Here is a 26,756-nt window from a genome sequence, read left to right as displayed (position 1 = left end):
GCGCGTCACCCTGCGGCGCTGACGGCCCTTTTAGTCATCACCGCGCATAGATGGGCGCGGTATGCCCCGGTGCCGTGCAAGTCGTTGATCATGTCATCGCCGCCCAACGACACCCCGTCGAGCGCTTCCGCAGAGAAATTCGCAGACAGCGCCGCCTCGGCCTCGGTCCAGCGGAACACACCGTCATTGCTGGCCCCGGTGATGGCAACGCGCACACCGTCGGCATATTTGGCAACAAACACACCCACCAACGCAAAGCGCGACGCGGGCTGCACGAACTTTTGGTAGTTGGCTTTCTCGGGCACGGGGAAACGCACCTCGGTGATGATTTCGCCCTCGTCCAGCGCGGTGGCGAACATGCCCTGAAAGTACTCATCCGCCGCAATCTCGCGCGTGTTCGTCTTGATCGTGGCGCCGGAGGCCAAAGCGGCGGCCGGATAGCACGCAGAGGGGTCGTTGTTGGCAAGACTGCCGCCGATGGTGCCCCGGTTGCGCACGGCCGGATCGCCGATATGGGCGGCTGTTGCGGCCAGCGCGGGGTAGTCCCCAGCCTCTGCCGCGACCGTGGCATGGGTTGTGGCCCCGCCGATGCAAACCGATCCGTCATCGCCCTTGCACACGCCCCGCATCTCGTCGATGGCAGACAGGCTGACCAGCTTTTCGGGGCTGGCAAGGCGCTGTTTCAGCGTCGGGATCAGCGTCTGCCCACCGCCGAGGGGCTGGCTTTCGGTGCTGTCCGACAATTCCTTGACCGCATCCGCGATCCGGGTCGGTGTTACGACATCAAAGTTGTACATTTCCTTGTCCTTTCTCAGCCAAACGAAAACATGTCTTCACTTGGCCATATAAACTCCGGGGTCTGGGGCAGCGCCCCAGTCCCGCGTTTTCAACCTATTGCATCGCCGCCCAGACACGGTCGGGCGACAGGGGCATGTCGATATGGGTTACATCCTTGCCCGCCGATTGCAGCGCGTCGACCACCGCGTTCACCACCGCGGGAGGTGAGCCTATGGCCCCCGCCTCGCCGCAGCCCTTCACGCCCAGCGGGTTGTGGGTGCAGGGCGTATGGGACGAGTGATCGACCGAGAACATCGGCAGATCGTCCGCGCGCGGCATGGCATAGTCCATGTAGGACGCGCTGAGCAGCTGGCCGTTCTCGTCATACGCGCAGTTTTCCAGAAGCGCCTGACCGATCCCCTGGGCGATGCCGCCATGGACCTGACCTGTCACGATCATCGGGTTGATGATGTTGCCGAAGTCATCCGCCGCCGCAAACCGTTCGATGGTCACCTTGCCGGTGTCCGGGTCCACTTCAACTTCACAGGCATAAGCCCCTGACGGATATGTGAAATTCGCCGGATCGTAGAAGGCCGTTTCCTCCAGCCCCGGTTCGATATCCTCGAGCGGGTAATTGTGCGGCACGTACGCGGCCAGGGTCACGTCGCCCCAGGCCACCGACTTGTCGGTGCCCGCCACGCTGAACGCGCCGTCCTTCAATTCGATGTCGGCCTCGGAGGCTTCCAGAAGGTGGGACGCGATCTTCTTCGCCTTGTTGATGATCTTCTCAGTCGCGCGGACCATGGCGCTGCCCCCCACCGCGATGGAGCGGGAGCCATAGGTGCCCATGCCCATCGGCGTGTTGGCGGTGTCGCCATGCACGATCTCGACCATGTTCTCGTCGATGCCGATCATTTCGGCCACCACCTGGGCAAAGGATGTTTCGTGCCCCTGCCCGTGGCTGTGGCTGCCGGTCATCACGACCAGACCGCCCGTGGCATTCACGCGGACAGTCGCGGATTCGTAAAGACCCGCACGCGCGCCAAGCTGACCCACGAGGTTGGACGGCGCGATGCCGCACGCCTCGATATAGCAGTTCACGCCGAGGCCCCGCAGCTTGCCGTTTTTCTCGCTTTCCGCGCGGCGGGCCGCGAAACCGGTGAAGTCGCCCATCTCTTCGAGCTTGTCCATGGTGCCGTGATAGTCTCCGGTGTCGTATTCGACGGCAACGGGCGTGGCATAGGGGAACTCGGTGATGAAGTTCTGGCGGCGCAGGGCGATGGGATCGACGCCCAATTCGCGCGCGGCCTTGTCCACCACGCGTTCCAGCTGGAACGTCGCCTCTGGCCTGCCAGCGCCACGATAGGCATCAACGGGCACGGTGTTGGTGAAGACGGCCTTGACGTTCACGTAGATCAGCGGGGTCTTGTAGTTCCCAGCCATCAGCGTGCCGTGCAGCCATGTGGGCACCGACGGCGCAAAAGTCGACAGATACGCGCCCATGTTCGCGTGCGTTTCCGTGCGGATCGCGGTGAAGTTGTTGTCGGCGTCCAGCGCCAGTTCGATCTTGGTCACGTGGTCGCGGCCATGGGCATCGGAGATGAACGCCTCAGAGCGCGAGGATGTCCATTTGACCGGACGGTTGCAGGCCTTGGCCGCGAAGGTGCAGAACGCTTCTTCCTGATAGTGGAAGATCTTGGTGCCGAAGCCGCCCCCCACATCCGGGGCCACGACGCGCAGCTTGTGCTCTGGAATGCCCAGCACGAACGCCCCCATCAGCAACCGGATCACATGCGGGTTCTGGCTGGTGGTATAAAGCGTGTGTTCATCCGTGCCGCGGGCATAGTCACCCACCGCCACGCGCGGTTCCATCGGATTGGCCACAAGCCGGTTGTTGACCAGTTCGAGCGAGGTGACGTGCGCCGCATCCTCGAAGGCCTTGTTTACGGCGTCCTTGTTTTCTTCGACGAACCCCCAATCGTAGCAGAGGTTGTCGTTCAGATCGTCGTGAACCTTGGTGGCACCGCTCTCCAGCGCCGCTTTCATGTCCACGACGGCGGGCAGTTCCGCGATGTCGACGGTGATCGCTTCGGCGGCGTCACGCGCCTGTTCCAGTGTATCGGCCACCACGGCGGCAATCGGTTCGCCCACATGGCGCACTTTGCCTTGCGCCAGGATCGGGTGGGCCGGTTCCTGCATCGGCTGGCCGTGCTTGTCGGTCACTTGCCAACCGCAGGGCATCCCCCCCACGCCCTCGAAATCCGAGCCCGTGAAAATACGCACAACGCCGGGCATGGATGCGGCCGCGCTGGTGTCGATGTTGGTGATCGTGCCGTGCGCGATGTCCGAGCGCAGGAAATGCACATAGGCCTGACCGCGAATGTTGATGTCGTCGGTGTAGTTCCCGGCCCCTGTCAGGAACCGTATGTCCTCGCGCCGCTTGCTGCTGGCGCCGATGCCTCCGTCTTTTGGCATGTTCTATTCCTCCCTAATGTGGCGGTGCGCAGTAAATGCGCACCCTACGCGTTGCGTAGGGTGTGCGCTTTGCGCGCACCTTTCGTGTCACTCTGCGGCGATGGCCGATACGTCCTGGCCGGACGCGGCCATGATCGCCTTGACGATGTTGTGGTAGCCGGTGCAGCGGCAGATGTTGCCTTCGAGATATTCGCGCACCTCGGTTTCGGACGGTTTCGGGTTGTCCTTCAGCAGCGCCGCTGCCGACATCACCATGCCGGGCGTGCAAAAGCCGCATTGCAGGCCGTGGTGATCCTGGAACGCCTGCTGGATCACGTTCAGTGACCCGTCCGCATTGGCCTGGCCTTCGATGGTGGCGACGTCAGCCCCTTCGGCCTCGACCGCCAGCATCGTGCAGGATTTGACCGCCTGCCCGTCCACATGCACCACGCAGGCCCCGCATTGCGAGGTGTCGCAGCCCACGTGGGTTCCTGTCAGCATCAGCTGGTCGCGCAGGAAAGACGACAGTAATGTACGCCCCTCAACCTCGCCAGACGCAGCCTTTCCGTTCACGGTCATCGAGACCTGTGCCATGGCATCCTCCCTTTTGGCATTCTTGTTTGAGGGGAGTTAAGCATGGGGACCGGCAGTTGAGAACAGAAATTTTCGTGGCCTTTGCGAAATCGCAAGATCGCGCAGGGTCTTAGCCGTCGCGCGGGCGCGGTCGGGTCGGGATTTCCTTGAGCAGCCCCCCCACCCCCATGGCCGAGATGTCGGCCTGGGTCAGTGCCACGCCGCACATCAGCCGTTCCAGCACCCAGTCGGCCCCGTTGAGCGCGGGCGAACGGGCGCAGCCCGGCAGGCCGATCACCGGTGTGTCGCCAAGCGCTCCGAAAAACAGCAGGTTTCCAGGATCAACCGGCATGCCGAAGGCGGTGACCGTGCCGCCGGCGGCACGGACCGCGCTGGGGGCGACGTCATGCGTGTCGGAGGTGGCAGAGGCAGTGAGGATGAAAATGACCTCGCCCTCGGCGGTGGCCACGGCCCGGGACAGCGGATCGTCCCGATGGGGCACGACAACGCGCGGTGTCAGCGTGGCTTGCAACCGGTCAAGGCGACCGGCCAGCGCGGCGCGCCCCTTGCCGGACGGTTCCGTGTTTCCAACCTGCGTTTCAATGAGCGTCGCGGTCTTGAACCGTGGCGCCAACACCCGGATGGTCGCCGCCGCATCAGCGCAGGCCTGCGCCAGTGCGGACCGTGGGACTGCGTAGGCAATGATCTTGATCGTGGCGACCATGGTGCCTGCGTCCACCCGGTGAAAGGGGGGGACCGTGGCGATGGTGATCATCGGGTCAATGCCATTGATGGCCGCGATGCGTCGTGCGTCGACCGCCACGACGCCCGGGCCGGTGGCATACAGGTTCACCCGCCCTGCCCCGGCAGCGCTGATGCGCAGGCCCTGGGTGTCGGGGTGTGGCACCACCGCCGCGGCAAGGGTTTCCGCCGCTGCATTTTCTTCGATATCGTTCGGGTCGAGGGCGGCAACGGTTAGCGTGTCGTGGCCTGCCTTCAGCAGGTCGTCGATTTCGGCCTGCGTCAGCACCGTGCCCTTGGACACACGGCCTGTTGAACCGGCCAGCGAGTGGGCAAGGATCGTGCCAACCGCATCGCCTGCGGGCCTTGGTCCGAACTTCATGCGCCGTGCCGGAGCGTTGAGACCATCTGGGCAAGGATCGCCACCGCGATCTCGGGCGGGCTGGCCGCCCCGATATCAAGGCCGATGGGTCCCTTGATCCGCGCGATCTGATCGGCGCTGAACCCGGCCTCTTCCAACCGGGCCACCCGTTTGGCGTGGGTGCGGGTCGAGCCGAGCGCACCGATATAGAAGGCATCGGAGTTGAGCGCGATGTGCAGCGCCGGATCGTCCAGTTTCGGATCATGGGTCAGCAGGACAAGGGCCGTGCGCGCATCGACACCTGTTTCGGCCAGCGCGTCGTCGGGCCAGTCGTTGATCACCGTTTCCCCCGGAAAGCGGGCCGTCGAGCCGAACGCTTCGCGCGGGTCGATGATCGTGGCGTCGTAGCCTGCCAGTTTCGCCATGGGCACCAGCGCCTGCGCGATGTGCACGCCGCCCACGATCGCAAGGCGCAGGGGCGGGTTGTGGATGGCGACAAAGGTCTTGCCGTCCTCCTCGACGCCTGTGCGGTCCTTGGCAAAGCGCGCGGTATGGCCCTCACGGTCAAGCCGCCGGTTCCATGTTTCGGTGTCGACGACATAGGCCATTCGGGTCCTGTCGGCGCGGGCCGCCACCAACGTGTCCAGCATGGCGACGGGCATGGCCTTGCCCACGGGTTCCACGAGGATCTTGATGGTGCCGCCACAGGCCAGGCCCACGGCAAAGGCATCGCCGTCGCTGACCCCGTATTCCAGCACGCGTGGCGCGCCGTCTTCCAGCGCCTCCATCGCCTCGACCACCACGGCCCCTTCGACACAGCCGCCCGAGACGGACCCCATCATGTCGCCGTCGCCCGACACCACCATCTGGGCGCCCGCGCGCCGGGGCGCGCTGCCCCAGGTTTCGATGACAGTGGCAAGCGCGGCGCCCTTGCCTGCCTGTACCCATTCCAGCGCCTGCTCGGGGGCGGTTTCGACCGATGGCATATGGCGTATCCGTTGCGTTGATGTCCGTTGAGCCAAGCGTAATCGTGCGTCCTTGCCGAACACAACCCTGACCAAAGCACAGGGCCTTGCGCGCGGCCCCGGGACGGCTAGTGCTTGCGCCCCCCGGGCCTGCGGCCTACATCTGGATCAAGACCTGCCGGAGACACCATTCATGCCCATGCAAGCGCAAGAGATCGAAGACCTGATCCGCGAAAGCTTTCCCGATGCCAAGATCACCATCACGGACCTGGCCGGTGATGGAAATCACTATTCCGCCGAGGTTGTGGACGCGTCTTTTGCCGGGATGAACCGGGTGCAGCAGCACCGGGCCGTGACCAAGGCGCTGAAAGGCAAGATGGATGGCAGCCACGGCGAATTGCACGCGCTGGCCCTGACCACGAAGGCGCCCTGACATGGGCCTGTGGCGCATCCTGTCCATGCCCTTTCGCCGTGCGCCCCGCGGCCCCCTTGCGGGCCGTCGTCCCAGCCGGGACGAGATGGGCCAGAACCGCCGCGTGCCCTTGGGCATGGAAGGCGTGGATATGGATGTGATCGACCGGGCCACCCGCGCCAACGATACTTCGGATCGGTTGCCGACGCTTGTGGGCAAGGGCGGCTTTTTCGGCCGGTCCAGCACCCATGTGAAACCGATGCCCGAAGACGAAACCTATGCCGCGCGGTTCCACCGCGCCTTCCAAAAGAAAGGCAACTGACATGACCGATGCCGCAAGCCGGATCACTGAAACCAACAAGACCAACGACGTGGTGCTGTATATGAAAGGCACCAAATCCATGCCCCAGTGCGGATTTTCCAGCCGCGTGGCGGGCGTGCTGAACTACATGGGCGTCGATTTCGCCGATGTGAACGTGCTGGCGGACGAGGAACTGCGCCAGGGGATCAAGGATTTTTCGGATTGGCCCACCATCCCCCAGCTATACGTCAAGGGCGAGTTCGTGGGCGGATGCGACATCATCACTGAGATGACGCTGTCAGGCGAACTGGACACGCTGTTCGATGAAAACGGCGTGACCTACGACAAGGACGCCGCCGACAAGATCCGCGAAGCCAACGGCTGAACCTGCGGCGACGCGCGTGGCGCACAGCCATCCGGAATGAAACAAGCCGCGGCCCCGGCGGGGGGTCGCGGCCTTTCTTTGGGTCTGGTGTGTGCCGGGCGGCGGCTCAGCCGCCGGTCTTTTCCTCGACCTCCGCAGCCAGCGCTTCGGCCCGCGCGGCAAGTTCCGCCAGCGTGTCGGTGACGGCCTGCGGCACCACGGGCACTTCGATGCGCTCGGGTTCCGGCGCGCCCATCGTGCGCAGCCCTTCCAGTTCCGCCTCGCGCTCGGCCAGCTTGGCCTCGACCTCGGTCACGCGGTCCTCGATGCTGGCGGTCTTGTCGGCCAGCATCAGGCCCGCCATCAACAGCATCCGCGCCTCGGGCATCCGCCCGGCCTGATCGGCCAGCACCTGTGCTTCGTCATCCAGCATCTTGGCCGCCGAATGAAGATAGCTTTCTTCGCCTTCCTGGCAGGCCACCTGAAACGGGCGCCCGCCAATGTTGATCGTGACCTCAGGCATCTGCGTCCTCCTCTTCCGGGGCATCCAGTTGATCCAGAAGCGGCGCCAACGCGCCAATGATGCTGCTGGCCTCGGCCACATCTGCCGCGCGGGCGGCGCGCAGGCCTTCCAGTTCGGCCATCATGGACGTGTTGATCAGGTGCGGTTCTCCCACCCCTTCCTCGTTCGCGGCGCGCAGTGCGGCGTTTGATGTGCGCAACTGGTCATTGGCCTTGCGCAGGCGCTGCAATTCCAGATCCAGTTCCTCGACCCGTGCGCGTGCCGCATCTGCGGCGGCCTCCGCCTCTGCCGTGGCGGCCGCTTGCGCATCGGACAACTTGCGCACCCGCTCGGTCAATTGCGCGTTTGCCACCCGTTCATCCTCAAGCGCGGCCTGAAGGGCGGCTGTCTCGTCAGCTCCTGCCGCATCCAGCCCGCCAAGGCCGGTGGCGATCCGGTCCATGGCGGCCGTCAACCGCTGCTGCAATCCGTCAATGTCGCTCATCTGTGGTGCCCGTCCCCTTTTTGTTTTTGCGCCTTGGCGCGTCCCACCTGTTTACCCCGGTGCATCGAATCGATTTCCCGTCGCTTTGCACCTCAGTCTAGCCAAAGCGGTCTGGAAATGCGCCCCCCTTTGCGATCAAGCACTTGGCAGACGGCATTGATGTAGCAAGGCGCCGCCGATGCCCATTGGCGCCGTTTTGCCGTGGCGGATCGCCTTGATCTTTGGCCTTTGCCTGATATGCAGCCCGAAACATAACCCAAAGGACGAGTTACCCCGTGGACCTGACAGCCCTTCGCACCGCCCATCCCGACCATTGGTCAAAGGCCACCGCCATTCGCGCCTTGACCCTTGATGCCGTGGCCGCCGCCAATTCCGGCCACTCCGGCATGCCCATGGGGATGGCCGATGTCGCCACGGTCCTGTTTGAAAAGCACCTTAAATTCGATGCCAAGGCCCCCGATTGGCCGGACCGGGATCGGTTTATTCTGTCCGCGGGCCACGGGTCCATGCTGCTTTATTCCCTGCTGCACCTCACGGGCTACGAGGATATGACGCTGCAACAGATCAAGGACTTCCGCCAATGGGGGTCCAAGACGGCAGGTCATCCGGAATACGGCCACGCCAAGGGGATCGAGACCACCACCGGCCCGTTGGGCCAGGGCCTTTCCAACGCCATCGGTTTTGCCATGGCCGAGGAAATCCTGCGCGCCCGCTTCGGCAAGAAGGTCGTGGATCACCATACCTATGTCATCGCCGGTGATGGCTGTCTGATGGAAGGCGTGAGCCAGGAGGCCATCACCCTTGCCGGTCGCCACCAGCTGTCCAAGCTGATCGTGTTCTGGGACAACAACAACATCACAATTGATGGCCCCGTATCGCTGGCAGACACCACCGATCAGCCGCAGCGCTTCAAGTCCGCAGGCTGGGCCGTGATCGAGATTGACGGCCACGACCCCGAAGCCATTGATGCCGCCATCACCAAGGCCAAGAGCCAGGGCAAGCCCACGATGATTGCCTGCAAGACCCACATCGCGCTGGGTCACGCGGCACAGGATACGTCAAAGGGCCACGGCGCGCTGACTGATCAGGGGCAATTGCAGGACGCCAAGGAAGCCTATGGCTGGACGACGGGCCCGTTTGACGTGCCTGCCGACGTGAAGGCGGCGTGGGAAGCGATTGGTGCGCGCGGGGCCGAGGATCGCCAGGCGTGGGAAGAGCGTTTTGACGCCATGTCCGGTGCCAAGCGGGCCCTGTTCAACCGGTCCTTCGCCCGCGAGGTGCCCAAGAAGCTGTCGGCGACGGTCAAGGCCTTCAAGAAACAGATGTCGGAAAGCGCACCCAAGCTGGCGACCCGTGCCGCATCCGAAAAGGCGCTGGAGGTCCTAAACCCCGTGATGCCGGAAACCGTGGGCGGGTCGGCTGACCTGACCGGATCGAACAACACCAAGACGGGTGACCTGGGTGTCTTTGACGTGGACAACCGCGCCGGGCGCTATGTCTATTGGGGCATCCGCGAACACGGCATGGCCGCAGCCATGAACGGCATGGCCCTGCATGGAGGGATCCGCCCCTATGGCGGCACATTCATGTGCTTTACCGACTACGCCCGCCCTGCCATGCGTCTGGCTGCCCTGATGAAAATCCCGACCGTGTTCGTCATGACCCATGACAGCATCGGCCTGGGCGAAGACGGACCGACCCACCAACCGGTGGAGCATCTGGCCATCAGCCGGGCGACGCCCAATACACATGTCTTCCGTCCCGCCGACGCGGTTGAGACGGCGGAAAGCTGGGAATTGGCGCTGTCCTCGACCGAAACCCCATCGGTCCTGTCCCTGACCCGTCAGGGCCTGCCGACCGTGCGGACCGAACACAAGCTGAAGAACATGACCGCCCAGGGTGCCTATGTTCTGGCCGAGGCAGAGGGCAAGCGTCAGGTGATCCTGATCGCGTCCGGCTCGGAAGTGTCCGTGGCGCTTGAGGCCCGGGCCACGCTGCAAGAGGCCGGAATTGGCACGCGCGTCGTATCCATGCCCTGCATGGAACTGTTTGCCGCGCAGGACGAAAGCTATCGCCGCAAGGTGCTGCCTGCGGGCGCCGTTCGCGTCGGGATCGAAGCGGCCGTGCGCCAGGGTTGGGACCGGTGGCTGCTGGGCGAGCGTGGCAAGGCGAACAAGGCCGACTTCGTGGGCATGGACGACTTTGGCGCATCCGCCCCGGCAAACGTGCTGTTTGAAAAGTTCGGCATCACGGCGGAAAACGTTGTCGCGCGGGCAAAGGCGCTCATTTAGGCAAATAGATGCCGTTAACACTCTCATAACAAGTTTTGCTGTTATTTGTGGTGGAATAATGAAAACTGGCAAAAACCTCTAGGCGGAGTGTGTCTCACCTCCAAGCGGCGCGTGTGATTGGGAATATTGGTCTTGCTATGATGCTGGCAGCGATTGCCGCAGGAGCCTCCCTGATTTTTGGGGGCTCTATTTGGCTGGCCTTGGCAATCTATTCATTGGGCGGCGCGGTTTTGCTGGTTGGTTTGAGCCTGCTTGCGGCATTCCTGCCAATACGCAGCGCTGCCCCCACGGCAGAGGTCAGAACGGAAGCGTCACGCGCGGACAAACAGGCTGCTCAAAACACCCAAAGCGTCGACGTCTTGGTCGAAGCCGACTACTAAGCAGACGGCCTGCGCCCCCCCCTGGGCGCCCCGGCTTATGCCCGGGCCAGTCGCGAGGACACGCCGCGCCAGAGCGGCGTAATCACCTTTTCACCCACCGGGATCAGGACAAAGCCCCACGCCAGACCCAGCACACCGTGCAAAGCCGCCTTTACCCCCCACACCGCCGCGGCCGCGTCACCGCCGACAGCCTTGGCAATTCCGTACACGGCGTCTTCGGGTGCGTGCCAGCCCATCTGCGCAAGACCGTGGACGATAATCTCGCCCCCCACCCAAAGCATCGCGCCGGTGCCGACAATGGTCAGGAGCTTCATGAATCCGGGCATGACCTTCACGATGCCCCGTCCCAGTGCACGGGTCAGACCCAACCGCCCCCGCTGTGCCAGGGCCAGCCCTGCATCATCGGCCTTCACAATCAGCGCCACCGATCCATAGACCGCCACGGTGATCATGATTGCGACGGTCGCAAGCGTTGCCGCTTCCATCCAGAAGTTGCTTTCCGGGATTGCCGCAAGCGCGATTGTCATGATCTCGGCCGACAGGATGAAATCGGTCTTGATCGCGCCCTTGGCCTTCTGTTCTTCCAGGTGCGCGGGATCCTCGATCTCGGTTTCCTTGCCCTGGTAATCCTCGTGCCCGTGGCCCCAGCCCATCACATGCGCGACCTTTTCGGCGCCTTCGAAACACAGGTATGATCCGCCCAGCATCAGAAGCGGCGGGATAGCCCAGGGCGCGAAGTTCGACAGCAAAAGGCCGATGGGCAGCAAAAATACCAGCTTGTTCTTGAACGACCCCTTTGCAATGCGCCAGATGATCGGCAACTCGCGGTCGGCAGAAAAGCCATGGACGTATTTCGGTGTCACGGCGGCGTCGTCAATCACGGCACCGGCTGCTTTGGATCCCGCCTTGGCCGCCTGCCCGATCACATCATCGACAGAGGCCGCCGCCACCTTGGCGATTCCCGCGACATCATCCAAAAGCGCAATAAGTCCGCTCATACCGCCCGTTCCCTTGCTGTATCCTTACGTTAGCGCATAACACACCCGCCCGGTTCCGCATACTGTTAGCGCGAACTGCATACAATGGCACACGTTTATCGCTAACATGCTGATTAAACGGTCCTTTTCCCCTTCTCATGCTGCGCCGCGGCGGCTATGACCCAACCAACACCAAAGCTGCCCCAGCGGAAGGACCACCGGAACCATGACCATCAAAGTCGGCATCAACGGGTTTGGACGCATCGGGCGCTGTACCCTCAGCCACATCGCATCATCGCTGCGCAACGACATCGACGTGGTGGCCGTGAATGCCACCGGCCCGCTTGAGACCTCGGCCCACCTGATCAAATATGACAGCGTGCATGGCCGTTTTCCAAACGCGGTGACGCTGACGAACGACACGATGGATCTGGGCCGTGGCCCGATCCGCATGATGTCCACCTACGACATGAATGAACTTGACTGGACGGGCGTCGATGTTGTGCTGGAATGCACTGGCAAATTCAATGACGGCGAAAAGGCCAGGACGCATATGGAGCGCGGCGCACGCAAGGTGCTGCTGTCGGCCCCGGGCAAGAACGTGGACAAGACAGTTGTCTTCGGGGTGAACGACGAACAGCTCGCAGCCAATGACCGCATGATCTCGAACGGGTCGTGCACGACAAACTGCCTGGCCCCGCTGGCAAAGGTTCTGGACCGTGCCTTTGGCATCGAACGCGGTGTGATGACCACCATTCACAGCTACACCGGCGACCAGCCAACGCTGGACCGGCGCCACAAGGATCTGTACCGCGCCCGCGCCGCAGCCATGGCGATGATCCCCACCTCGACCGGTGCCGCCAAGGCGCTGGGTGAGGTTCTGCCCAATCTGGCGGGCAAGCTGGACGGCACCGCCATGCGCGTGCCCACGCCGAACGTGAGCGCCGTCGATCTGACATTCGAAGCGGGCCGTGACGTGACCGTCGACGAGGTGAACGCCGCCGTGGCAGAGGCCGCCGCAGGCCCGATGGGCCGTGTTCTGGCCTATGACGACGAACAGAAGGTCAGTATCGACTTTAACCACACCGAATACTCGTCGATCTTTGCCCCCGACCAGACCAAGGTTGTCGGGGGGCGTCTGGTCCGTGTACTGGCGTGGTACGACAATGAATGGGCGTTTTCGGTGCGCATGGCCGACGTGGCCGTTGCGATGGGCCGTCTGACCTGAACCACAGCCACAGCCGCAGCTTGCAAGGCACGGGCGGGACTGTCACAACGGCCCTGCCCTTTTTACTTGCGTGACCGCCCCTATGCCCAACAGCGTTGCCATTACCCTTGCCCTGCTGATCGTTGGCGCGATTGCGGCGGACGTCATGCTGTACGGCACCGAACACCTGGTTTTTCTGGGCAAGAAATTTGCAGACCTGCTTGAATGGTTGGCCTTCTGGCGCTGATCCGTCGGCCACATGTCGCACCTGTGTGACCCGTATCTTCGGTTGACATTCCCCGCACTATGCCTTTGTTAGCGGTAACGGCGCTGCCCCGCCTGTCGCGGGCCGCGTTCAGACATTTTTGCTGACACCAGACATGGGGGATACCATGGCCATCAAAGTTGCAATCAACGGCTTCGGGCGCATCGGGCGCAACGTGCTGCGCGCCATCATCGAAAGCGGTCGGACGGATATAGAGGTGGTTGCCATCAACGACCTTGGACCGGTCGAGACCAATGCCCACCTGCTGCAATATGACAGCGTGCATGGCCGCTTTCCTGTCAATGTGAAGGTTGTTGGCGACACGATTGACGTCGGCACCGGTCCGATCAAGGTCACGGCAGAGCGGAACCCGGCAGACCTGCCCTGGTCCCACGTGGATATCGTGATGGAATGCACGGGCATCTTCACGTCCAAGGACGCATGCCAGGCGCATCTGGAAAACGGCTCGAGCCGTGTGCTGATCTCAGCCCCCGGCAAGGAGGCTGACAAGACGATTGTCTATGGCGTGAACCACACCGCGCTGACCGGTGATGATGTGGTGGTGTCGAACGCATCCTGCACCACGAACTGCCTGACACCCGTCGCCAAGGTCCTGCACGACCAGTTCGGAATCAAGCGCGGTTTCATGACGACAATCCACAGCTATACCGGTGACCAGCCGACGCTGGACACGATGCACAAGGATCTCTACCGCGCCCGCGCGGCGGCGATGAACATGATCCCCACCTCGACCGGTGCCGCCAAGGCAGTTGGTCTTGTGATGCCGGAGCTGAACGGCAAGCTGGACGGTGTGGCCATCCGCGTGCCCACACCCAATGTATCGTGCGTTGACCTGACAGTGGAAATGGACCGCGACGTGACCGTGGACGAGATCAACGCCGCGATGACGGCCGCCGCGGCATCCGGTCCGCTGGACGGCGTTTTGGGCGTTGTGGATGCCAAACTGGTGTCGATGGACTTTAACCACGACCCTCATTCGTCGATCTTTGCCACGGATCAGACCAAGGTGATGGACGGCAATTTCGTCCGCGTCCTGTCGTGGTATGACAACGAATGGGGCTTTTCCAACCGCATGGGCGACACGGCTGTCGAGATGGGCAAGTACCTGTAACGACGCAGTAAAACACGTATTCTCAAAGGGGCGCTTCAGGGCGCCCTTTTTCAATTTAGCAGCACCTTACCCGGTCTACGACTTTGGTAAAGGTGACGTGTTTGCAATGCATCGGTATCCTTGGCCCCAACAAGGGAGGTCTAGATGCTGAAACCTGTTGTCATGATGGCGTCATGTCTGGTGCTTGCAAACGCCGCTTTGGCCGATGACGCACCCGTCACGGTCGAAAATGAATTGGGGATCCTCAACCCCCAAGACACCGGTCAGGAAATGCTGATACGCAAGATCGAGATGGGTGTGATTGATTCCGTCACCTGTTCGCTGGGCATCAACGTCACAAAAACCGACAATCCCGAACTGTCGCGCACGCTCACCCGACGCTGTGCCGAAGCCGGTTACACCAAGGCCATGACCTGGATGAGCCAGCTTGAAAACAACGGTCTTGGCGGAGATTATAATCCAGATGCGTCTGCCGAATGGGACCGGCGCGCCGCAGAGGCAGGCGATCCTGTCGGGCGCTTCAATCACGGTCTGAACCTGATGCGCGGCCATGGCATCGCGCAGGACGAGGCATTGGGACGCAGATATGTGGACCAGGCGGCACGGGATGGGTTAGAGATTGCCAAACGGCTGCAAGGCGCGGACTACGATCTGGACGAGGTTACGCCTGACGCAGACAATTGGCGCTATCAACCGCTGTTCTGACCCGCTGGTCGCCCTTCACCCAAACCGCTCTTCCAACGCGTCATTCACCAAGGGCGTCACGAATTTGCTGACGTCCCCGCCCAGGCGGGCGATCTCTTTGACCAGTTTGGATGCAATTGCCTGATGCTCGGCCTCGGCCATCAGGAAAACCGTTTCGATGCTGTCATCCAGCTGCCGGTTCATGCCCACCATCTGGAATTCATATTCGAAATCCGCCACCGCGCGCAGGCCACGGAAGATGATTTGGGCACCGACATCGCGGGCACAGTCGATCAGCAGATTCTCGAACGGGTGTACGAGGATCTCGGTGCCCGTCTGCCTGCTCAGCTTGGCGCATTCGGCCTCGATCATCTCGACCCGGTTTTCCAGGGAAAACAGCGGACCCTTGTCGCGGTTGATGGCCACGCCGATAACCAGTTTGTCCACCATGGGGCTGGCCCGCCTTATGATGTCGATATGCCCCAGCGTGATGGGATCAAATGTGCCGGGGTATAGGCCGATGCGCATGGGGCGGCTCCGTCAGTCATATTGCGCGCAATGCAGCATCTCGGGCCAGCGAATGCAAGCCGACAGGACGCAGGCGTCTGGTCAGTGACCCATGATCATGCCCTGCAGGGCATCCTTTTCCATGGACAGTTCCGCCAACCGGGCCTTGACCACATCACCCAGGGTAATCAGCCCGACCAGATGGCCGTCCTCGATCACCGGCATGTGCCGAAATCGACCCTCGGTCATCTTGGTCAGCACGTCATCGGCCTTGTCCTGCCGCCCGCAGGTCACCAGTTTCGACGTCATGAAGGTGTCCACAGGCTCGCTCAGGATCGCCCCGCCCCGCTTGGCAAGCACCCGCACGATATCGCGTTCAGACAGGATACCCTCGGCCGTCTGCCCGTCTGCCGACACCACGACCGTCCCGATCTTGCGTTCCGCCAGGATCTTTGCCGCGTCAGATACCTTGGTGCCCGGCGTCACCGTGACAACGGCATCGTCGGATTTCGACTTGAGAATTTGGTGCACAAGCATGGATTCTGGACCTCGCAACGGTGTGATGTATCCCAGCGTCAGCCGCCGATGCCCTGTCTGTCAAGCCTGCGAAGCAGTCTGGGCGATCCACTGCCGGTTGAAATCATACCCCCAAGGATGCCCGCGCACCCCTGCCCTGTCTTTCACATTCCGGCGCTACCGCATTGTTTTCACTCAGGCCTTTGCCTCAAGCTGCGCGACTTCCGCACGCACGCCCTGCACCAGCAATTCGGCAAAGTGGTTCAGGCGTCTGTCGCGTGTGTCCGACTGGTGGCGGATCAGGAAAAAGCTGCGGTTCAGCGACATTTCGTCCACCAGCACGCGCGCCAGCCCCGGCGCGAAGGGCAAGGCAAAGTCGTGCACAACACCAATCCCAGCCCCCTGCCGCAACAGGTTCAATTGCACCGCGACCGAATTTGACGCCATCGCAACACGGGCCACGCCCGCATCCGCCAGATAGTCCAATTCCCGGTCAAAAATCATGTCAGGAATGTATCCGACAATCCGATGTGCCGCGAGATCGCGGATATGCGTCAACTGTGGCGCGGCGGCCAGGTACGCCGTGCTTGCCGCAAAATGCAGGCGGTAATCGGTGATCCGCTGGACCGTCAACTGCCCTGCGGTGGGGGCGCTGACGCCGATGGCCAGGTCCGCTTCGCGCCGGGACAGGTTGAAGACACGTGGCAAGGCGACGATCTGGATATCAAGGTTCGGATGCGCCGCCCCCAACCGGGCGCAGACTTGCGGCAACACGTAATTGGCACAGCCATCGGGTGCACCGATGCGCACCTGTCCCGTAAGCCCCGCATTGGCGGCATCGCGGTCCGGGCCCGTGATCCCCTCGGTTGCGGCCCGCATCGCGGCTTCCGCCGCCTCGGCCCGGTCCAGCAGTTGCGCGCCTGCCTCTGTCAGCGCATAGCCCTGCGGGGATTTGCGGAACAACACCACATCCAGATCCCGTTCCAGCCGCGCCACCCGCCGCCCAAGGGTCGCCGCATCCTTGCGCACGGTCTTGGCCGCGGCCGACAGGGTTTCGGCCCGCGCCACCGCCAGAAACAGGCGCAAATCATCCCAATGCGGCAGCAACGGCCGGCCCTCATCATGCGTTATTGCAAAACGGTTTTGCCTACTTCCCCCTTTTACCGAGTATTTTGCAAGACTATCCTGCACCCAACCCCAGATCAGGAGAATCCCATGCAAGAGCTTTCCCACTATATCGACGGCGCCCATGTCAGCGGCACGTCGGGCCGTTTCGCTGATGTGATGAACCCTGCCACGGGTGAAGTGCAGGCGCGTGTGCCTCTTGCCTCGACCAATGAAGTTGCACACGCCGTCGAGATTGCGGCCAGGGCGCAGCCTGCCTGGGCCGCCACCAATCCGCAGCGCCGGGCGCGGGTGTTGATGAAATTCGTCAGCCTGCTCAACCGCGACATGGACAAGTTGGCCGAGGCGCTCAGCCGCGAGCATGGCAAGACGCTGCCGGATGCGGCGGGTGACGTGCAGCGCGGCCTTGAGGTTGTGGAATACTGCATCGGTGCGCCGCATCTGCTGAAAGGCGAATACACCGACAGCGCAGGCCCCGGCATCGACATGTATTCCATGCGTCAGGCCCTTGGCGTCACGGCGGGCATCACGCCGTTCAACTTCCCCGCCATGATCCCGATGTGGATGTTTGCCCCCGCCATTGCCTGCGGTAACGCCTTTATCCTCAAACCGTCCGAACGTGATCCGTCCGTCCCGCTGATGCTGGCCGAGCTGATGGAGGAGGCCGGCCTGCCCAAGGGCATCCTGCAAGTGGTGAACGGCGACAAGGAGGCCGTGGATGCCATTCTGCATAACGACGTGATCCAGTCCATCGGCTTTGTCGGATCGACGCCGATCGCGGAATACATCTATGCAACCGGCTGCGCGAACGGCAAACGGGTACAGTGCTTTGGCGGGGCCAAGAACCACATGATCGTCATGCCTGATGCCGACATGGATCAGGCCGCCGACGCGCTTGTGGGCGCAGGTTATGGCGCCGCGGGCGAACGCTGCATGGCGATCAGTGTCGCAGTGCCCGTGGGGGACGAAACCGCCGACCGCCTGATCGAAAAGCTGGTGCCGCGCATCGAAAAGCTGAAGGTCGGCCCCTACACCGCTGGCAATGACGTGGACTATGGCCCCGTCGTGACGGCGGCGGCCAAGGCCAACATCGAACGGCTGGTGCAGACCGGCATCGACCAAGGCGCAGAACTGGTCGTCGATGGGCGTGATTTCAAACTCCAGGGGTACGAGGATGGCTATTTCGTTGGCCCGCATCTCTTTGACCGTGCGACCCCCGATATGGATATCTACAAGCAGGAAATCTTTGGCCCTGTCCTGACCACGGTCCGTGCGCAGACCTATGAAGAGGCTATCGGCCTTGCCATGGACCACGAATACGGCAACGGTACCGCGATCTTTACCCGCGATGGGGACACGGCCCGCGACTTTGCCAACCGGATCAACATCGGCATGGTCGGGATCAACGTGCCGATCCCCGTGCCGCTGGCCTACCACACCTTTGGTGGTTGGAAAAAATCCGTATTTGGGGACCTAAATCAACACGGTCCTGACGCATTTAAGTTCTACACGCGTACAAAGACAGTGACGGCCCGGTGGCCGTCCGGCATAAAGGAAGGCGGAGAATTCTCGATACCCGTCATGGAGTGATATGCCCGTAGAATTCCGTATACTCCCGGACCGCGGTTTGGTCGTTGTCCGGTTTACCGGCACCGTCATGATTGACGAGGCGCTGGAAGCGACACGCCAATACGTGTCGCACGCGGATTATGCCCCTGGGCAAAAGCAGCTTGTCGATCTGAGCCATGCCACCGGGTTCGAACGGGACTATGTCCGGTTCATGGAGATGCAGGCGGCCAAGGCCGACAGGCTCGCGTGCGCGGGCGTGCAGTCGCTGGTCGTCTACATCGCCCCCACGCCCATCAGCCAGGAAATCTGCACGATGTACCTGCGGTCGTGGGATGACGTGGATTCGGTTGTTCCCATGGTTCAACACTCCGAAGCGCAGGCACTGACCCTGCTCGGCCAGCCCGAAGCGACCGTGGACATGCTGTTGGCACCCCAGGGCGGTCGGGCCTTGCAATAGTCCTGCAAACATCGGAATTTAACGTGCGTTCAATTCACGGCGTCGCGTTACGGGAGGAACCATGGACTTCGCATTGACCGAGGAACAATCGGCGATTTTCGACATGGCCCACGCCTTTGGCCAGTCCGAGATTGCCCCGCACGCCCGCGACTGGGAAGCGGCGGGCACGATCCCCAAGGACCTGTGGCCCAAGGTGGGCGAATTGGGCTTTGCCTCTCTCTATGTCTCCGAGGATGCCGGGGGCGCCGGGCTGTCCCGTCTGGACGCCACCCTGGTGTTCGAGGCGCTGTCGATGGCCTGCCCGTCTGTCGCCGCCTTCCTGTCCATCCACAACATGTGCGCCAAGATGCTGGACAGCTTTGCGGGTGACGACCTGAAGGCGCGGGTGATGCCCGATGTGCTGAGTATGAACACCGTTCTCAGCTATTGCTTGACCGAACCCGGCTCGGGCTCGGACGCCGCCGCCCTGCGCACCCGTGCGGAGCGGACAAACGAAGGCTATACCCTGAACGGGACCAAGGCGTTCATCTCCGGCGGCGGCTATTCCGATGCGTATGTCTGCATGGTCCGCACGGGCGAGGATGGGCCCAAAGGCGTCTCGACCGTCTATGTCGAGGACGGCACGGACGGGCTGTCCTTCGGCGGACTTGAGGACAAAATGGGCTGGCGCAGCCAACCTACGGCGCAAGTTCAGTTTGACAATTGCAACATTCCAAGCGGCAATCTGGTTGGGGAAAAGGGTCAGGGTTTCAAATATGCGATGATGGGGCTGGATGGCGGCCGTCTGAACATCGCCGCCTGTTCGTTGGGCGCCGCACAATCTGCCATCGATGCGACGCTTGCGTATATGGGCGAGCGCAAAGCCTTCGGCCAGCCCATCGACCAGTTACAGGGTCTGCAATTTCGCCTCGCGGACATGGAGATCGAACTACAAGCCGCCCGCACCTTTTTGCGGCAAGCCGCGTGGAAGCTCGACACTGGCGCGCCGGACGCGACAAAGTTCTGTGCCATGGCGAAGAAGTTCGTGACGGATGCAGGCAGCAAGGTTGTCGACCAATGCCTGCAACTGCACGGCGGCTACGGCTACCTCGCGGATTACGGCATCGAAAAACTGGTTCGTGATCTGCGGGTGCACCAGATCCTCGAAGGCACGAACGAGATCATGCGGGTGATCGTGGCGCGGGACATGTTGAAGAACCGATGACTGACATCAAACGCTTCGACACGGACCACAGGATGAGCCAAGCCGTAGTACACGGGAATACCGTGTATCTCGCTGGTCAGTGCGGCACCGCACATGCACCGATCCAAACCCAAACTCGCGAAGCGCTCTCAAAAATTGATCACCATCTGGCGACGGTCGGAACTGACAAGGCGCAACTTCTATCCGTAACAATCTGGCTCAGCTCTATTGCCGACTATGACGCCGTCAATGCTGTCTGGGACGCGTGGGTGGCACCGGGAACGGCCCCCGCCCGATCCTGTGGCGAAGTGCAGATCGGCGGAGAGGGGTATAACATCGAAATCATTTGCACGGCGGCTTTGTCATGACCGACATCTCGATCCGTATCACCGGCCATGCGGGCCGCATCACCCTGCAACGCCCCCACGCGCTCAACGCTATGACATACGAGATGTGTCTGGCCATCGAAGCCGCGCTTGACACCTGGGCCAGCGACGACGCCGTAAAACTGGTCGTTCTGGATGCGGAAGGCGACCGCGCGTTTTGTTCCGGCGGCGACATCGCGGAACTCTACGCGACAGGGACCAAGGGCGACTACGCCTACGGCCAGAAATTCTGGGCCGACGAATACCGCCTGAACCACAAGATCTTTCACTATCCCAAACCGGTCGTCAGCTTCCTGCAGGGCTTCACCATGGGCGGCGGGGTCGGCATTGGCTGCCATGGCTCGCACCGGATCGTCGGTGACAGCAGCCAGATCGCCATGCCCGAATGCGGCATTGGCCTGATCCCGGATGTGGGCGGATCGCTCATGCTGGCGCTCGCCCCTGGTGGCTTGGGCGCGTATCTGGGCACGACGGCGGCGCGGATGAACGCCGCCGATGCGATCCTGGCCGGGTTTGCCGACCACTACGTCGCCGAAGCGCACTGGCCCGCACTGGTCGCGACACTTGAGGCCACGGGCGATCCGGATTGCGTTGTCCAGACGGCCACGGGCCCTGCCCCGGGCCCGTTGCAATCGGCGATGCCCGATATCGACCGGCACTTTCACGGCATGTCGCTGGGCGACGTGTTGACCACGCTCAGAGCGGAAGACAGCGATTTCGCCCGCGACACCCTGACCCGAATGGGCCGCAACAGCCCCCTGTCGATGGCCTGCACAATCGAGGCGCTGAACCGTCTGCGCGGGCCCAGCCTGACCCTGGAAAAGGCGTTGGACCTGGAATACCGCTTTACGGCACGGGCCATGGAACACGGTGATTTTCTGGAAGGCATAAGGGCTGCCATCATCGACAAGGACCGCGCGCCCAAATGGCAATTTGCCGATGGATCGGTGCCCCCCACGGCGGTGTCCAAGATGCTTATGCCATTGGGGAAAATGGCACTTAAACTGGAGGGATCAGGCATGAAGATCGGTTTTATCGGCCTCGGCAACATGGGCGCGCCCATGGCTGCGAACCTCGCCAAGGCGGGGCACGCGGTCTCGGGGTTTGACGTCGCGGGCACGACGGCGGACGGGGTGGCACAGGCCTCAAGCGCGGCCGAAGCGGCGGCAGACAAGGACATCGTGATCACCATGCTGCCCAACGGGGACATCCTGCGCGCCGTGGCACATGACATCATTCCAGTTATGAAGGCCGGTGCCACCCTGATCGACTGTTCCACCGTGGATGTAGAGAGCGCCCGCGCGGTGGCCGCACAGGCCGACGCCGCAGGGCTTGGATGTGTCGACGCCCCCGTTTCGGGCGGCATCGGCGGCGCGGCGGGCGGCACGCTTACCTTCATGGCGGGTGGCAGCGCCCAGGCGTTCGAGGCCGCCAGACCGCTTTTCGACATCATGGGTCAAAAGGCGGTGCATTGCGGCGATGCAGGCGCCGGTCAGGCGGCCAAGATCTGCAACAACATGATCCTGGGTGCCACCATGATCGCCACGTGCGAGGCATTCGCACTGGCCGACAAGCTGGGCCTCGACCGGCAAAAGATGTTCGACGTCGTCAGCACCTCGTCAGGCTATTCCTGGACCATGAATGCCTATTGCCCCGCGCCCGGTGTCGGCCCCGTCAGCCCTGCCGACAACAACTACACCCCCGGCTTCGCGGCGGAATTGATGCTCAAGGATCTGGGCCTGAGCCAACAGGCCGCCGAAGCGGTCGATGCCGACACGCCGATGGGCGCGCGCGCGCTGGAACTGTATCGCCAATTCGTTGAAAACGAAGGCGGAAAAGGCAAGGATTTCAGCGCCATGCTGCCCCGCTTCGAAACGCGCGGGCGCGATTGATTCAAACCAAGGGCATTTTTTCTGGCGCCGTTGGGTGGGTCATTAACCCCTCTGCGTGACAGTGCAGTCACGCCATCAACGAGGGGTGCCATGACGGACAAGACCGCCCGCCTTATGGGCGAAACCATGACCCGTGGCATGACCACGGACGAAACGATCAACACGGCGCTTGAATTTGTACGCAGCCACTTGGGGATGGAGGTGGCCTATCTTTCGGAATTCATCGGTGATGACCTCGCCTTTCGCGCCGTCAGTGCGCCGGGCCTGGAACAGATGATTTCGGTCGGCGACACGATGCCGCTCGACGCGGTGTATTGTCGGCACATCCTGGCCGGACGACTGCCCGAACTGATCCCGGACACCAAAGACGAAGCGCTGTGCCAGGACATCGATTTGACACATGCAATTCCGATCAGGTCCCATGCCAGCATCCCGATCCGGCGGCGCGACGGATCGATCTACGGCATGTTCTGCTGCCTCAGCCGCACGGCACGGACCGACCTGAACACGCGCGACCTCGATGTGATGCGCGCCTTTGCGGCCATCTCGGCCGAACAGGTGAACGCGCGCCTGATGGTCGAAACGGAACAAAGCGACATACGGACCCGCATTCAGGACATGCTGGACACCCAGGAGTTTGACGTCGTGTACCAACCGATCATGGATGCCCAGCAGAAACTCCCGAAAGGGTTCGAAGCGCTGTGTCGTTTTCAATCGGACCCGTACCGTGCCCCCAACCTGTGGTTTGACGAGGCGCGCCTCGTCGGTATGCAGATCGCGCTTGAGGTGTGCGTGATCGAACGCGCCTTGCAAGCGCTCAACCACTTGCCCGCATCTGTCTATCTGTCCGTAAACGCCTCGCCCGACACCGTCGCATCGGGGGTGCTCGCGGATGTGTTCGCCGATTGGCCGACAGAACGGGTTGTGCTGGAAGTGACGGAACACACCAAGGCCACCGACGACGACGCGCTGGAAAAAGCCTTGCAAAAACTGCGCTTTACGGGTGTGCGGCTGGCCATTGACGATGCCGGGGCCGGCTATTCCGGCCTACAACAAATCGTGCGGCTGCTGCCCGACATCATCAAATTGGACATCTCGCTGACCACCCGGATTGATCAGGACGTGGTGCGCCGCTCGCTCAGCGCGGCCCTTGTGTCCTTTGCCAGGGAAATTGGTGCGGACATCGTGGCCGAAGGGATCGAAACAGGGGACGAATTGCTGACACTCGCGGGTCTTGGCGTGCCATTGGCCCAGGGGTACTTCCTGGGCCGGCCAGACAGCCTTGACGCGGCGGCGGCGTGGTTCACACCCGGTCAAGGTGAGAACCGCGCATAACTATTCCGCGGCGACCTTGCGCGGGGCAAGCATCGGCTTCAGGTACTGGCCGGTGTGGCTTTCAGCGACCTCGGCCACCTCCTCGGGTGTGCCGGTGGCCACAACCTGCCCCCCACCATCGCCACCTTCGGGGCCGATATCGATGATGTGATCCGCCGTTTTCACCACGTCAAGATTGTGTTCGATCACGACAACAGAATTGCCCTGATCCACCAATTCGTGCAGCACTTCCAACAGCTTGCGCACATCTTCGAAATGCAGGCCCGTCGTCGGCTCGTCCAGGATATACAGCGTCCGGCCGGTCGACCGTTTCGACAGTTCCTTCGACAGCTTGACGCGCTGCGCCTCGCCCCCCGACAGGGTCGTCGCCTGCTGGCCCACCTTGATATAGCCAAGGCCCACGCGCATCAGCGCATCCATCTTCTCCCGGATCGAAGGCACGGCCTGGAAGAACGCCTGCGCGTCCTCAACCGTCATGTCCAGCACGTCGGCAATGGACTTGCCCTTGAACTTGATTTCAAGCGTCTCGCGGTTGTACCGCGCGCCCTTGCAGGTTTCGCATTCCACATAGACGTCCGGCAAAAAATGCATCTCGATCTTGATGACACCGTCACCCTGGCATGCCTCGCACCGTCCCCCCTTCACATTGAAGGAAAAGCGCCCCGGCTTGTAGCCGCGCGCCTTCGCCTCGGGAAGGCCCGCAAACCAGTCGCGGATCGGGGTGAACGCCCCGGTGTAGGTCGCAGGGTTCGACCGCGGCGTGCGCCCGATGGGCCGCTGGTCAATGTCGATAACCTTGTCCAGATGCTCCAACCCCTTGATCGTCTCGCAGGGCGCGGGCGTCTGCCGCGCACCGTTCAGCGCCATGGACGCAGTCTTGAACAATGTCTCGATGGTCAGCGTGGACTTCCCCCCGCCCGACACGCCCGTCACGCACACGAATTTGCCCAGCGGGAAATCGACGGTCACGTTTTGCAGGTTGTTGCCCGTGGCCTTGACCACGGTGACCTTCTTCTTGCCCTTCTTGCCCTTGCGGCGTTCCAGCGGCACGGCGATCTCGCGCTTGCCCGACAGGTAATCGCCCGTGATCGACCCGCTCGCCGCCAGTTCCGGCGGCGTTCCGTGCGCCACGACCTGACCGCCATGCACCCCCGCGCCGGGGCCGATGTCGAACACATAATCGGCCTCGCGAATGGCCTCTTCGTCGTGTTCGACCACGATTACGGTATTGCCCTGATCCCGCAGGTTCTTGAGCGTGTCCAGCAAACGGTCATTGTCGCGCTGGTGCAGGCCAATCGACGGCTCGTCCAGCACATAGAGAACGCCGGTCAGGCCCGACCCGATTTGCGACGCCAAACGAATACGCTGGCTTTCGCCACCACTCAGCGTACCACTTGAACGTGACATCGTAAGGTACTCAAGTCCAACGTTATTCAGGAACCCAAGCCGCTCACGAATTTCCTTCAGGATCGCACGCGCAATCTCATTGTTCTGTGCGCTCAGATTGTCCGGGACCGTCTGGCACCAGGCATAGGCCTCGCGGATCGACATCTCGACCACCTGCCCCACATGCAACAGCTTGTCCGCGTCATCCGATGGCCCGATCTTCACCGCCAGCGCTTCGGGCCGCAGACGGAACCCACCGCAATCCCCGCACGGACGGTTGTTCTGATAGCGCTCGAATTCCTCGCGGATCCAGTTCGAATCCGTCTCGCGGTACCGGCGCTCCATGTTGGGGATCACCCCCTCGAACACGCGCGTGACCTGATAGACGCGCCCGCCCTCGTCATAGCGGAACGGGATTTCCTCATCGCCCGAGCCATAGAGAAACACCTGCTTCACATGAGCAGGCAGGTCCTTCCACTTGGTTTGCGGGTCAAATTCGTAGTGTTTGGCAATCGCTTCGATGGTCTGCAGAAAATAGGGCGACTTCCCCTTCCGCCACGGCGCCAGCGCCCCGTCATAGACCTTGAGCGTCTGGTCCGGCACCACCAACCGTTCGTCAAAGAACAGCTCTTGTCCCAGACCGTCGCAGGTTGGGCATGCCCCAAACGGTGCGTTGAACGAAAACAGGCGCGGCTCGATCTCGGGAATGGTGAAGCCACTGACGGGACAGGCAAATTTCTCGGAAAACGTCGTGCGCTCTGGCTCACCCTCGCTCGGTGCGGTCTCAAGAATGGCAATGCCATCGGCCAGATCCAGCGCGGTGCGCAAGCTGTCGGCCAGCCGCGTTTCCAGCCCCTCGCGCACGACAATGCGGTCCACCACCACGTCGATGTCATGGCGGAATTTCTTGTCCAGCGTCGGCGGCTCGTCCAGCTCATAGAAGGACCCATCCACCTTGACCCGCTGAAAGCCCTGCTTGCGCAGGTCCAGAAACTCCTTGCGGTACTCGCCCTTGCGGTCGCGGATGATCGGGGCCAGCAGATAGGCACGTGTCCCCTCCTCCATCGCCATGATGCGGTCCACCATGTCCTGCACCTGCTGCGCCTCGATGGGCTTGCCGGTTGCGGGGGAATAGGGCGTGCCGACACGGGCGAACAGCAGCCGCATGTAGTCGTAGATCTCGGTCACGGTGCCGACGGTCGACCGGGGGTTCTTGGACGTTGTCTTCTGTTCGATCGAAATCGCGGGCGACAGGCCGGAAATATGATCCACATCCGGCTTCTGCATCATGTCCAGGAACTGGCGTGCATAGGCCGACAGCGATTCCACGTATCGGCGCTGCCCCTCGGCATAGATCGTGTCAAACGCCAGTGATGACTTGCCCGACCCCGAAAGACCAGTGATCACAACCAGTTGGTCGCGCGGGATATCCACGTCGATAGACTTGAGGTTGTGCTCGCGCGCGCCGCGCACCTCGATATTCTTTTGCTCGGCCATGTCAGCCCCCCG

27 protein-coding genes and 1 pseudogene are annotated in these 26,756 nt (G+C 62.4%); 16 read left to right on the top strand and 12 right to left on the bottom strand.

Features of this window, described 5'->3' with window-relative positions; translation table 11 throughout:
* Positions 1-5: 5 nt before the first annotated feature.
* The 5 genes from Q0844_RS01310 to Q0844_RS01290 form a co-directional block, all read right to left on the bottom strand.
* The gene (locus Q0844_RS01310) at positions 6-797 is read right to left on the bottom strand and encodes a xanthine dehydrogenase family protein subunit M (protein ID WP_299041257.1); all 792 of its coding nucleotides are present in this window, start codon (positions 795-797) and stop codon (positions 6-8) included.
* Between the two features lie 94 nt (positions 798-891).
* Positions 892-3,252 carry a xanthine dehydrogenase family protein molybdopterin-binding subunit gene (locus tag Q0844_RS01305; protein WP_299041255.1) on the bottom strand — a complete coding sequence of 787 codons (2,361 nt, stop codon included), beginning with the start codon at positions 3,250-3,252 and terminating at the stop codon, positions 892-894.
* Between the two features lie 87 nt (positions 3,253-3,339).
* The gene (locus tag Q0844_RS01300) at positions 3,340-3,825 is read right to left on the bottom strand and encodes a (2Fe-2S)-binding protein (RefSeq protein ID WP_299041252.1); all 486 of its coding nucleotides are present in this window, start codon (positions 3,823-3,825) and stop codon (positions 3,340-3,342) included.
* 109 nt (positions 3,826-3,934) lie between these two features.
* On the bottom strand, positions 3,935-4,927 hold the full coding sequence (locus Q0844_RS01295; protein WP_299041249.1) for a molybdopterin-binding protein: 993 nt from the start codon (positions 4,925-4,927) through the stop codon (positions 3,935-3,937).
* Positions 4,924-5,892, bottom strand: a complete 969-nt coding sequence (locus Q0844_RS01290) for an XdhC family protein (protein ID WP_299041247.1) — start codon at positions 5,890-5,892, stop codon at positions 4,924-4,926. The genes Q0844_RS01295 and Q0844_RS01290 overlap by 4 nt, the downstream gene beginning before the upstream one ends.
* A 172-nt stretch (positions 5,893-6,064) precedes the next feature.
* Between Q0844_RS01290 and Q0844_RS01285 the strand changes: the two genes are divergently transcribed.
* Genes Q0844_RS01285 through grxD form a run of 3 tightly spaced genes read left to right on the top strand, consistent with a single transcriptional unit; the run spans position 6,065 to position 6,969 of the window.
* Positions 6,065-6,304, top strand: a complete 240-nt coding sequence (locus Q0844_RS01285; RefSeq protein WP_299041245.1) for a BolA family transcriptional regulator — start codon at positions 6,065-6,067, stop codon at positions 6,302-6,304.
* 1 nt (position 6,305) lies between these two features.
* Complete coding sequence (locus tag Q0844_RS01280) at positions 6,306-6,605, top strand: hypothetical protein (RefSeq protein ID WP_299041242.1); 300 nt, start codon at positions 6,306-6,308, stop codon at positions 6,603-6,605.
* Position 6,606: 1 nt separating this feature from the next.
* Positions 6,607-6,969 (top strand): Grx4 family monothiol glutaredoxin, encoded by a 363-nt coding sequence (gene grxD / locus Q0844_RS01275; RefSeq protein ID WP_299041239.1) that lies wholly within the window; start codon positions 6,607-6,609, stop codon positions 6,967-6,969.
* 106 nt (positions 6,970-7,075) lie between these two features.
* Here the strand turns inward: grxD and Q0844_RS01270 are convergent, their stop codons facing one another.
* Together Q0844_RS01270 and Q0844_RS01265 are read right to left on the bottom strand one after the other, a co-directional pair.
* Positions 7,076-7,471 (bottom strand): cell division protein ZapA, encoded by a 396-nt coding sequence (locus tag Q0844_RS01270; protein WP_299041237.1) that lies wholly within the window; start codon positions 7,469-7,471, stop codon positions 7,076-7,078.
* On the bottom strand, positions 7,464-7,955 hold the full coding sequence (locus tag Q0844_RS01265) for a hypothetical protein (RefSeq protein ID WP_299041236.1): 492 nt from the start codon (positions 7,953-7,955) through the stop codon (positions 7,464-7,466). The genes Q0844_RS01270 and Q0844_RS01265 overlap by 8 nt, the downstream gene beginning before the upstream one ends.
* A gap of 275 nt (positions 7,956-8,230) precedes the next feature.
* On the opposite strand from Q0844_RS01265, the gene tkt reads away from it, so the two are divergent.
* Positions 8,231-10,246 carry a transketolase gene (gene tkt / locus Q0844_RS01260; protein WP_299041234.1) on the top strand — a complete coding sequence of 672 codons (2,016 nt, stop codon included), beginning with the start codon at positions 8,231-8,233 and terminating at the stop codon, positions 10,244-10,246.
* Positions 10,247-10,383: 137 nt separating this feature from the next.
* Positions 10,384-10,626: a hypothetical protein gene (locus Q0844_RS01255; protein ID WP_299041231.1), complete on the top strand. Its 243-nt coding sequence runs from the start codon at positions 10,384-10,386 to the stop codon at positions 10,624-10,626.
* A gap of 35 nt (positions 10,627-10,661) precedes the next feature.
* On the opposite strand, the gene Q0844_RS01250 is transcribed toward Q0844_RS01255, so the two are convergent.
* Positions 10,662-11,624 (bottom strand): DUF808 domain-containing protein, encoded by a 963-nt coding sequence (locus Q0844_RS01250; RefSeq protein WP_299041229.1) that lies wholly within the window; start codon positions 11,622-11,624, stop codon positions 10,662-10,664.
* Positions 11,625-11,829: 205 nt separating this feature from the next.
* Between Q0844_RS01250 and gap (Q0844_RS01245) the strand changes: the two genes are divergently transcribed.
* The 4 genes from gap (Q0844_RS01245) to Q0844_RS01230 all read left to right on the top strand — a co-directional run bounded on the left by gap (Q0844_RS01245) (position 11,830) and on the right by Q0844_RS01230 (position 14,912).
* Entirely contained in the window at positions 11,830-12,831 is a 1,002-nt protein-coding gene (gap, locus tag Q0844_RS01245; protein ID WP_299041227.1) for a type I glyceraldehyde-3-phosphate dehydrogenase, read from the top strand.
* 82 nt (positions 12,832-12,913) lie between these two features.
* Complete coding sequence (locus Q0844_RS01240) at positions 12,914-13,057, top strand: hypothetical protein (RefSeq protein ID WP_299041226.1); 144 nt, start codon at positions 12,914-12,916, stop codon at positions 13,055-13,057.
* Between the two features lie 145 nt (positions 13,058-13,202).
* On the top strand, positions 13,203-14,207 hold the full coding sequence (gene gap, locus Q0844_RS01235) for a type I glyceraldehyde-3-phosphate dehydrogenase (protein ID WP_299041222.1): 1,005 nt from the start codon (positions 13,203-13,205) through the stop codon (positions 14,205-14,207).
* A gap of 144 nt (positions 14,208-14,351) precedes the next feature.
* On the top strand, positions 14,352-14,912 hold the full coding sequence (locus Q0844_RS01230) for a sel1 repeat family protein (protein ID WP_299041219.1): 561 nt from the start codon (positions 14,352-14,354) through the stop codon (positions 14,910-14,912).
* A gap of 15 nt (positions 14,913-14,927) precedes the next feature.
* Here Q0844_RS01230 and coaD read toward each other — a convergent pair whose 3' ends face one another.
* From coaD to Q0844_RS01215, 3 genes are all read right to left on the bottom strand, one after another.
* Positions 14,928-15,419, bottom strand: coding sequence for a pantetheine-phosphate adenylyltransferase (gene coaD, locus Q0844_RS01225; protein WP_299041217.1), 492 nt, complete (start codon positions 15,417-15,419; stop codon positions 14,928-14,930).
* A gap of 81 nt (positions 15,420-15,500) precedes the next feature.
* Positions 15,501-15,935, bottom strand: a complete 435-nt coding sequence (locus tag Q0844_RS01220) for a CBS domain-containing protein (protein ID WP_299041215.1) — start codon at positions 15,933-15,935, stop codon at positions 15,501-15,503.
* Between the two features lie 174 nt (positions 15,936-16,109).
* Positions 16,110-17,021 carry a LysR family transcriptional regulator gene (locus Q0844_RS01215; protein ID WP_299041213.1) on the bottom strand — a complete coding sequence of 304 codons (912 nt, stop codon included), beginning with the start codon at positions 17,019-17,021 and terminating at the stop codon, positions 16,110-16,112.
* Positions 17,022-17,129: 108 nt separating this feature from the next.
* On the opposite strand from Q0844_RS01215, the gene Q0844_RS01210 reads away from it, so the two are divergent.
* The 7 genes and pseudogenes from Q0844_RS01210 to Q0844_RS01185 all read left to right on the top strand — a co-directional run bounded on the left by Q0844_RS01210 (position 17,130) and on the right by Q0844_RS01185 (position 23,861).
* Positions 17,130-18,629: a CoA-acylating methylmalonate-semialdehyde dehydrogenase gene (locus Q0844_RS01210; protein WP_299041211.1), complete on the top strand. Its 1,500-nt coding sequence runs from the start codon at positions 17,130-17,132 to the stop codon at positions 18,627-18,629.
* Position 18,630: 1 nt separating this feature from the next.
* The gene (locus Q0844_RS01205) at positions 18,631-19,065 is read left to right on the top strand and encodes a hypothetical protein (RefSeq protein WP_299041209.1); all 435 of its coding nucleotides are present in this window, start codon (positions 18,631-18,633) and stop codon (positions 19,063-19,065) included.
* Between the two features lie 61 nt (positions 19,066-19,126).
* Complete coding sequence (locus tag Q0844_RS01200; RefSeq protein WP_299041208.1) at positions 19,127-20,269, top strand: acyl-CoA dehydrogenase family protein; 1,143 nt, start codon at positions 19,127-19,129, stop codon at positions 20,267-20,269.
* Positions 20,266-20,616 (top strand): RidA family protein, encoded by a 351-nt coding sequence (locus Q0844_RS01195; protein WP_299041207.1) that lies wholly within the window; start codon positions 20,266-20,268, stop codon positions 20,614-20,616. Before Q0844_RS01200 ends, Q0844_RS01195 begins: the two co-directional genes overlap by 4 nt.
* Positions 20,613-21,617: pseudogene (locus tag Q0844_RS20870) on the top strand (enoyl-CoA hydratase/isomerase family protein); the annotation flags it as partial. The gene Q0844_RS01195 and the pseudogene Q0844_RS20870, both read left to right, overlap by 4 nt.
* Before the next feature lie 9 nt (positions 21,618-21,626).
* Positions 21,627-22,526 carry a 3-hydroxyisobutyrate dehydrogenase gene (mmsB, locus tag Q0844_RS20865; protein WP_366522997.1) on the top strand — a complete coding sequence of 300 codons (900 nt, stop codon included), beginning with the start codon at positions 21,627-21,629 and terminating at the stop codon, positions 22,524-22,526.
* Positions 22,527-22,616: 90 nt separating this feature from the next.
* A complete protein-coding gene (locus Q0844_RS01185) occupies positions 22,617-23,861 on the top strand; it encodes an EAL domain-containing protein (RefSeq protein WP_299041203.1) in 1,245 nt (414 codons plus the stop codon).
* Here the strand turns inward: Q0844_RS01185 and uvrA are convergent, their stop codons facing one another.
* Positions 23,862-26,744: an excinuclease ABC subunit UvrA gene (gene uvrA / locus Q0844_RS01180; protein WP_299041202.1), complete on the bottom strand. Its 2,883-nt coding sequence runs from the start codon at positions 26,742-26,744 to the stop codon at positions 23,862-23,864.
* Between the last annotated feature and the right edge of the window lie 12 nt (positions 26,745-26,756).

The organism is uncultured Tateyamaria sp. (genome assembly GCF_947503465.1).
Classification (GTDB): domain Bacteria; phylum Pseudomonadota; class Alphaproteobacteria; order Rhodobacterales; family Rhodobacteraceae; genus Tateyamaria.
The sequence above is the reverse complement of the archived record's forward strand: the minus strand, read 5'-3'. Positions and strand labels throughout refer to the sequence as shown.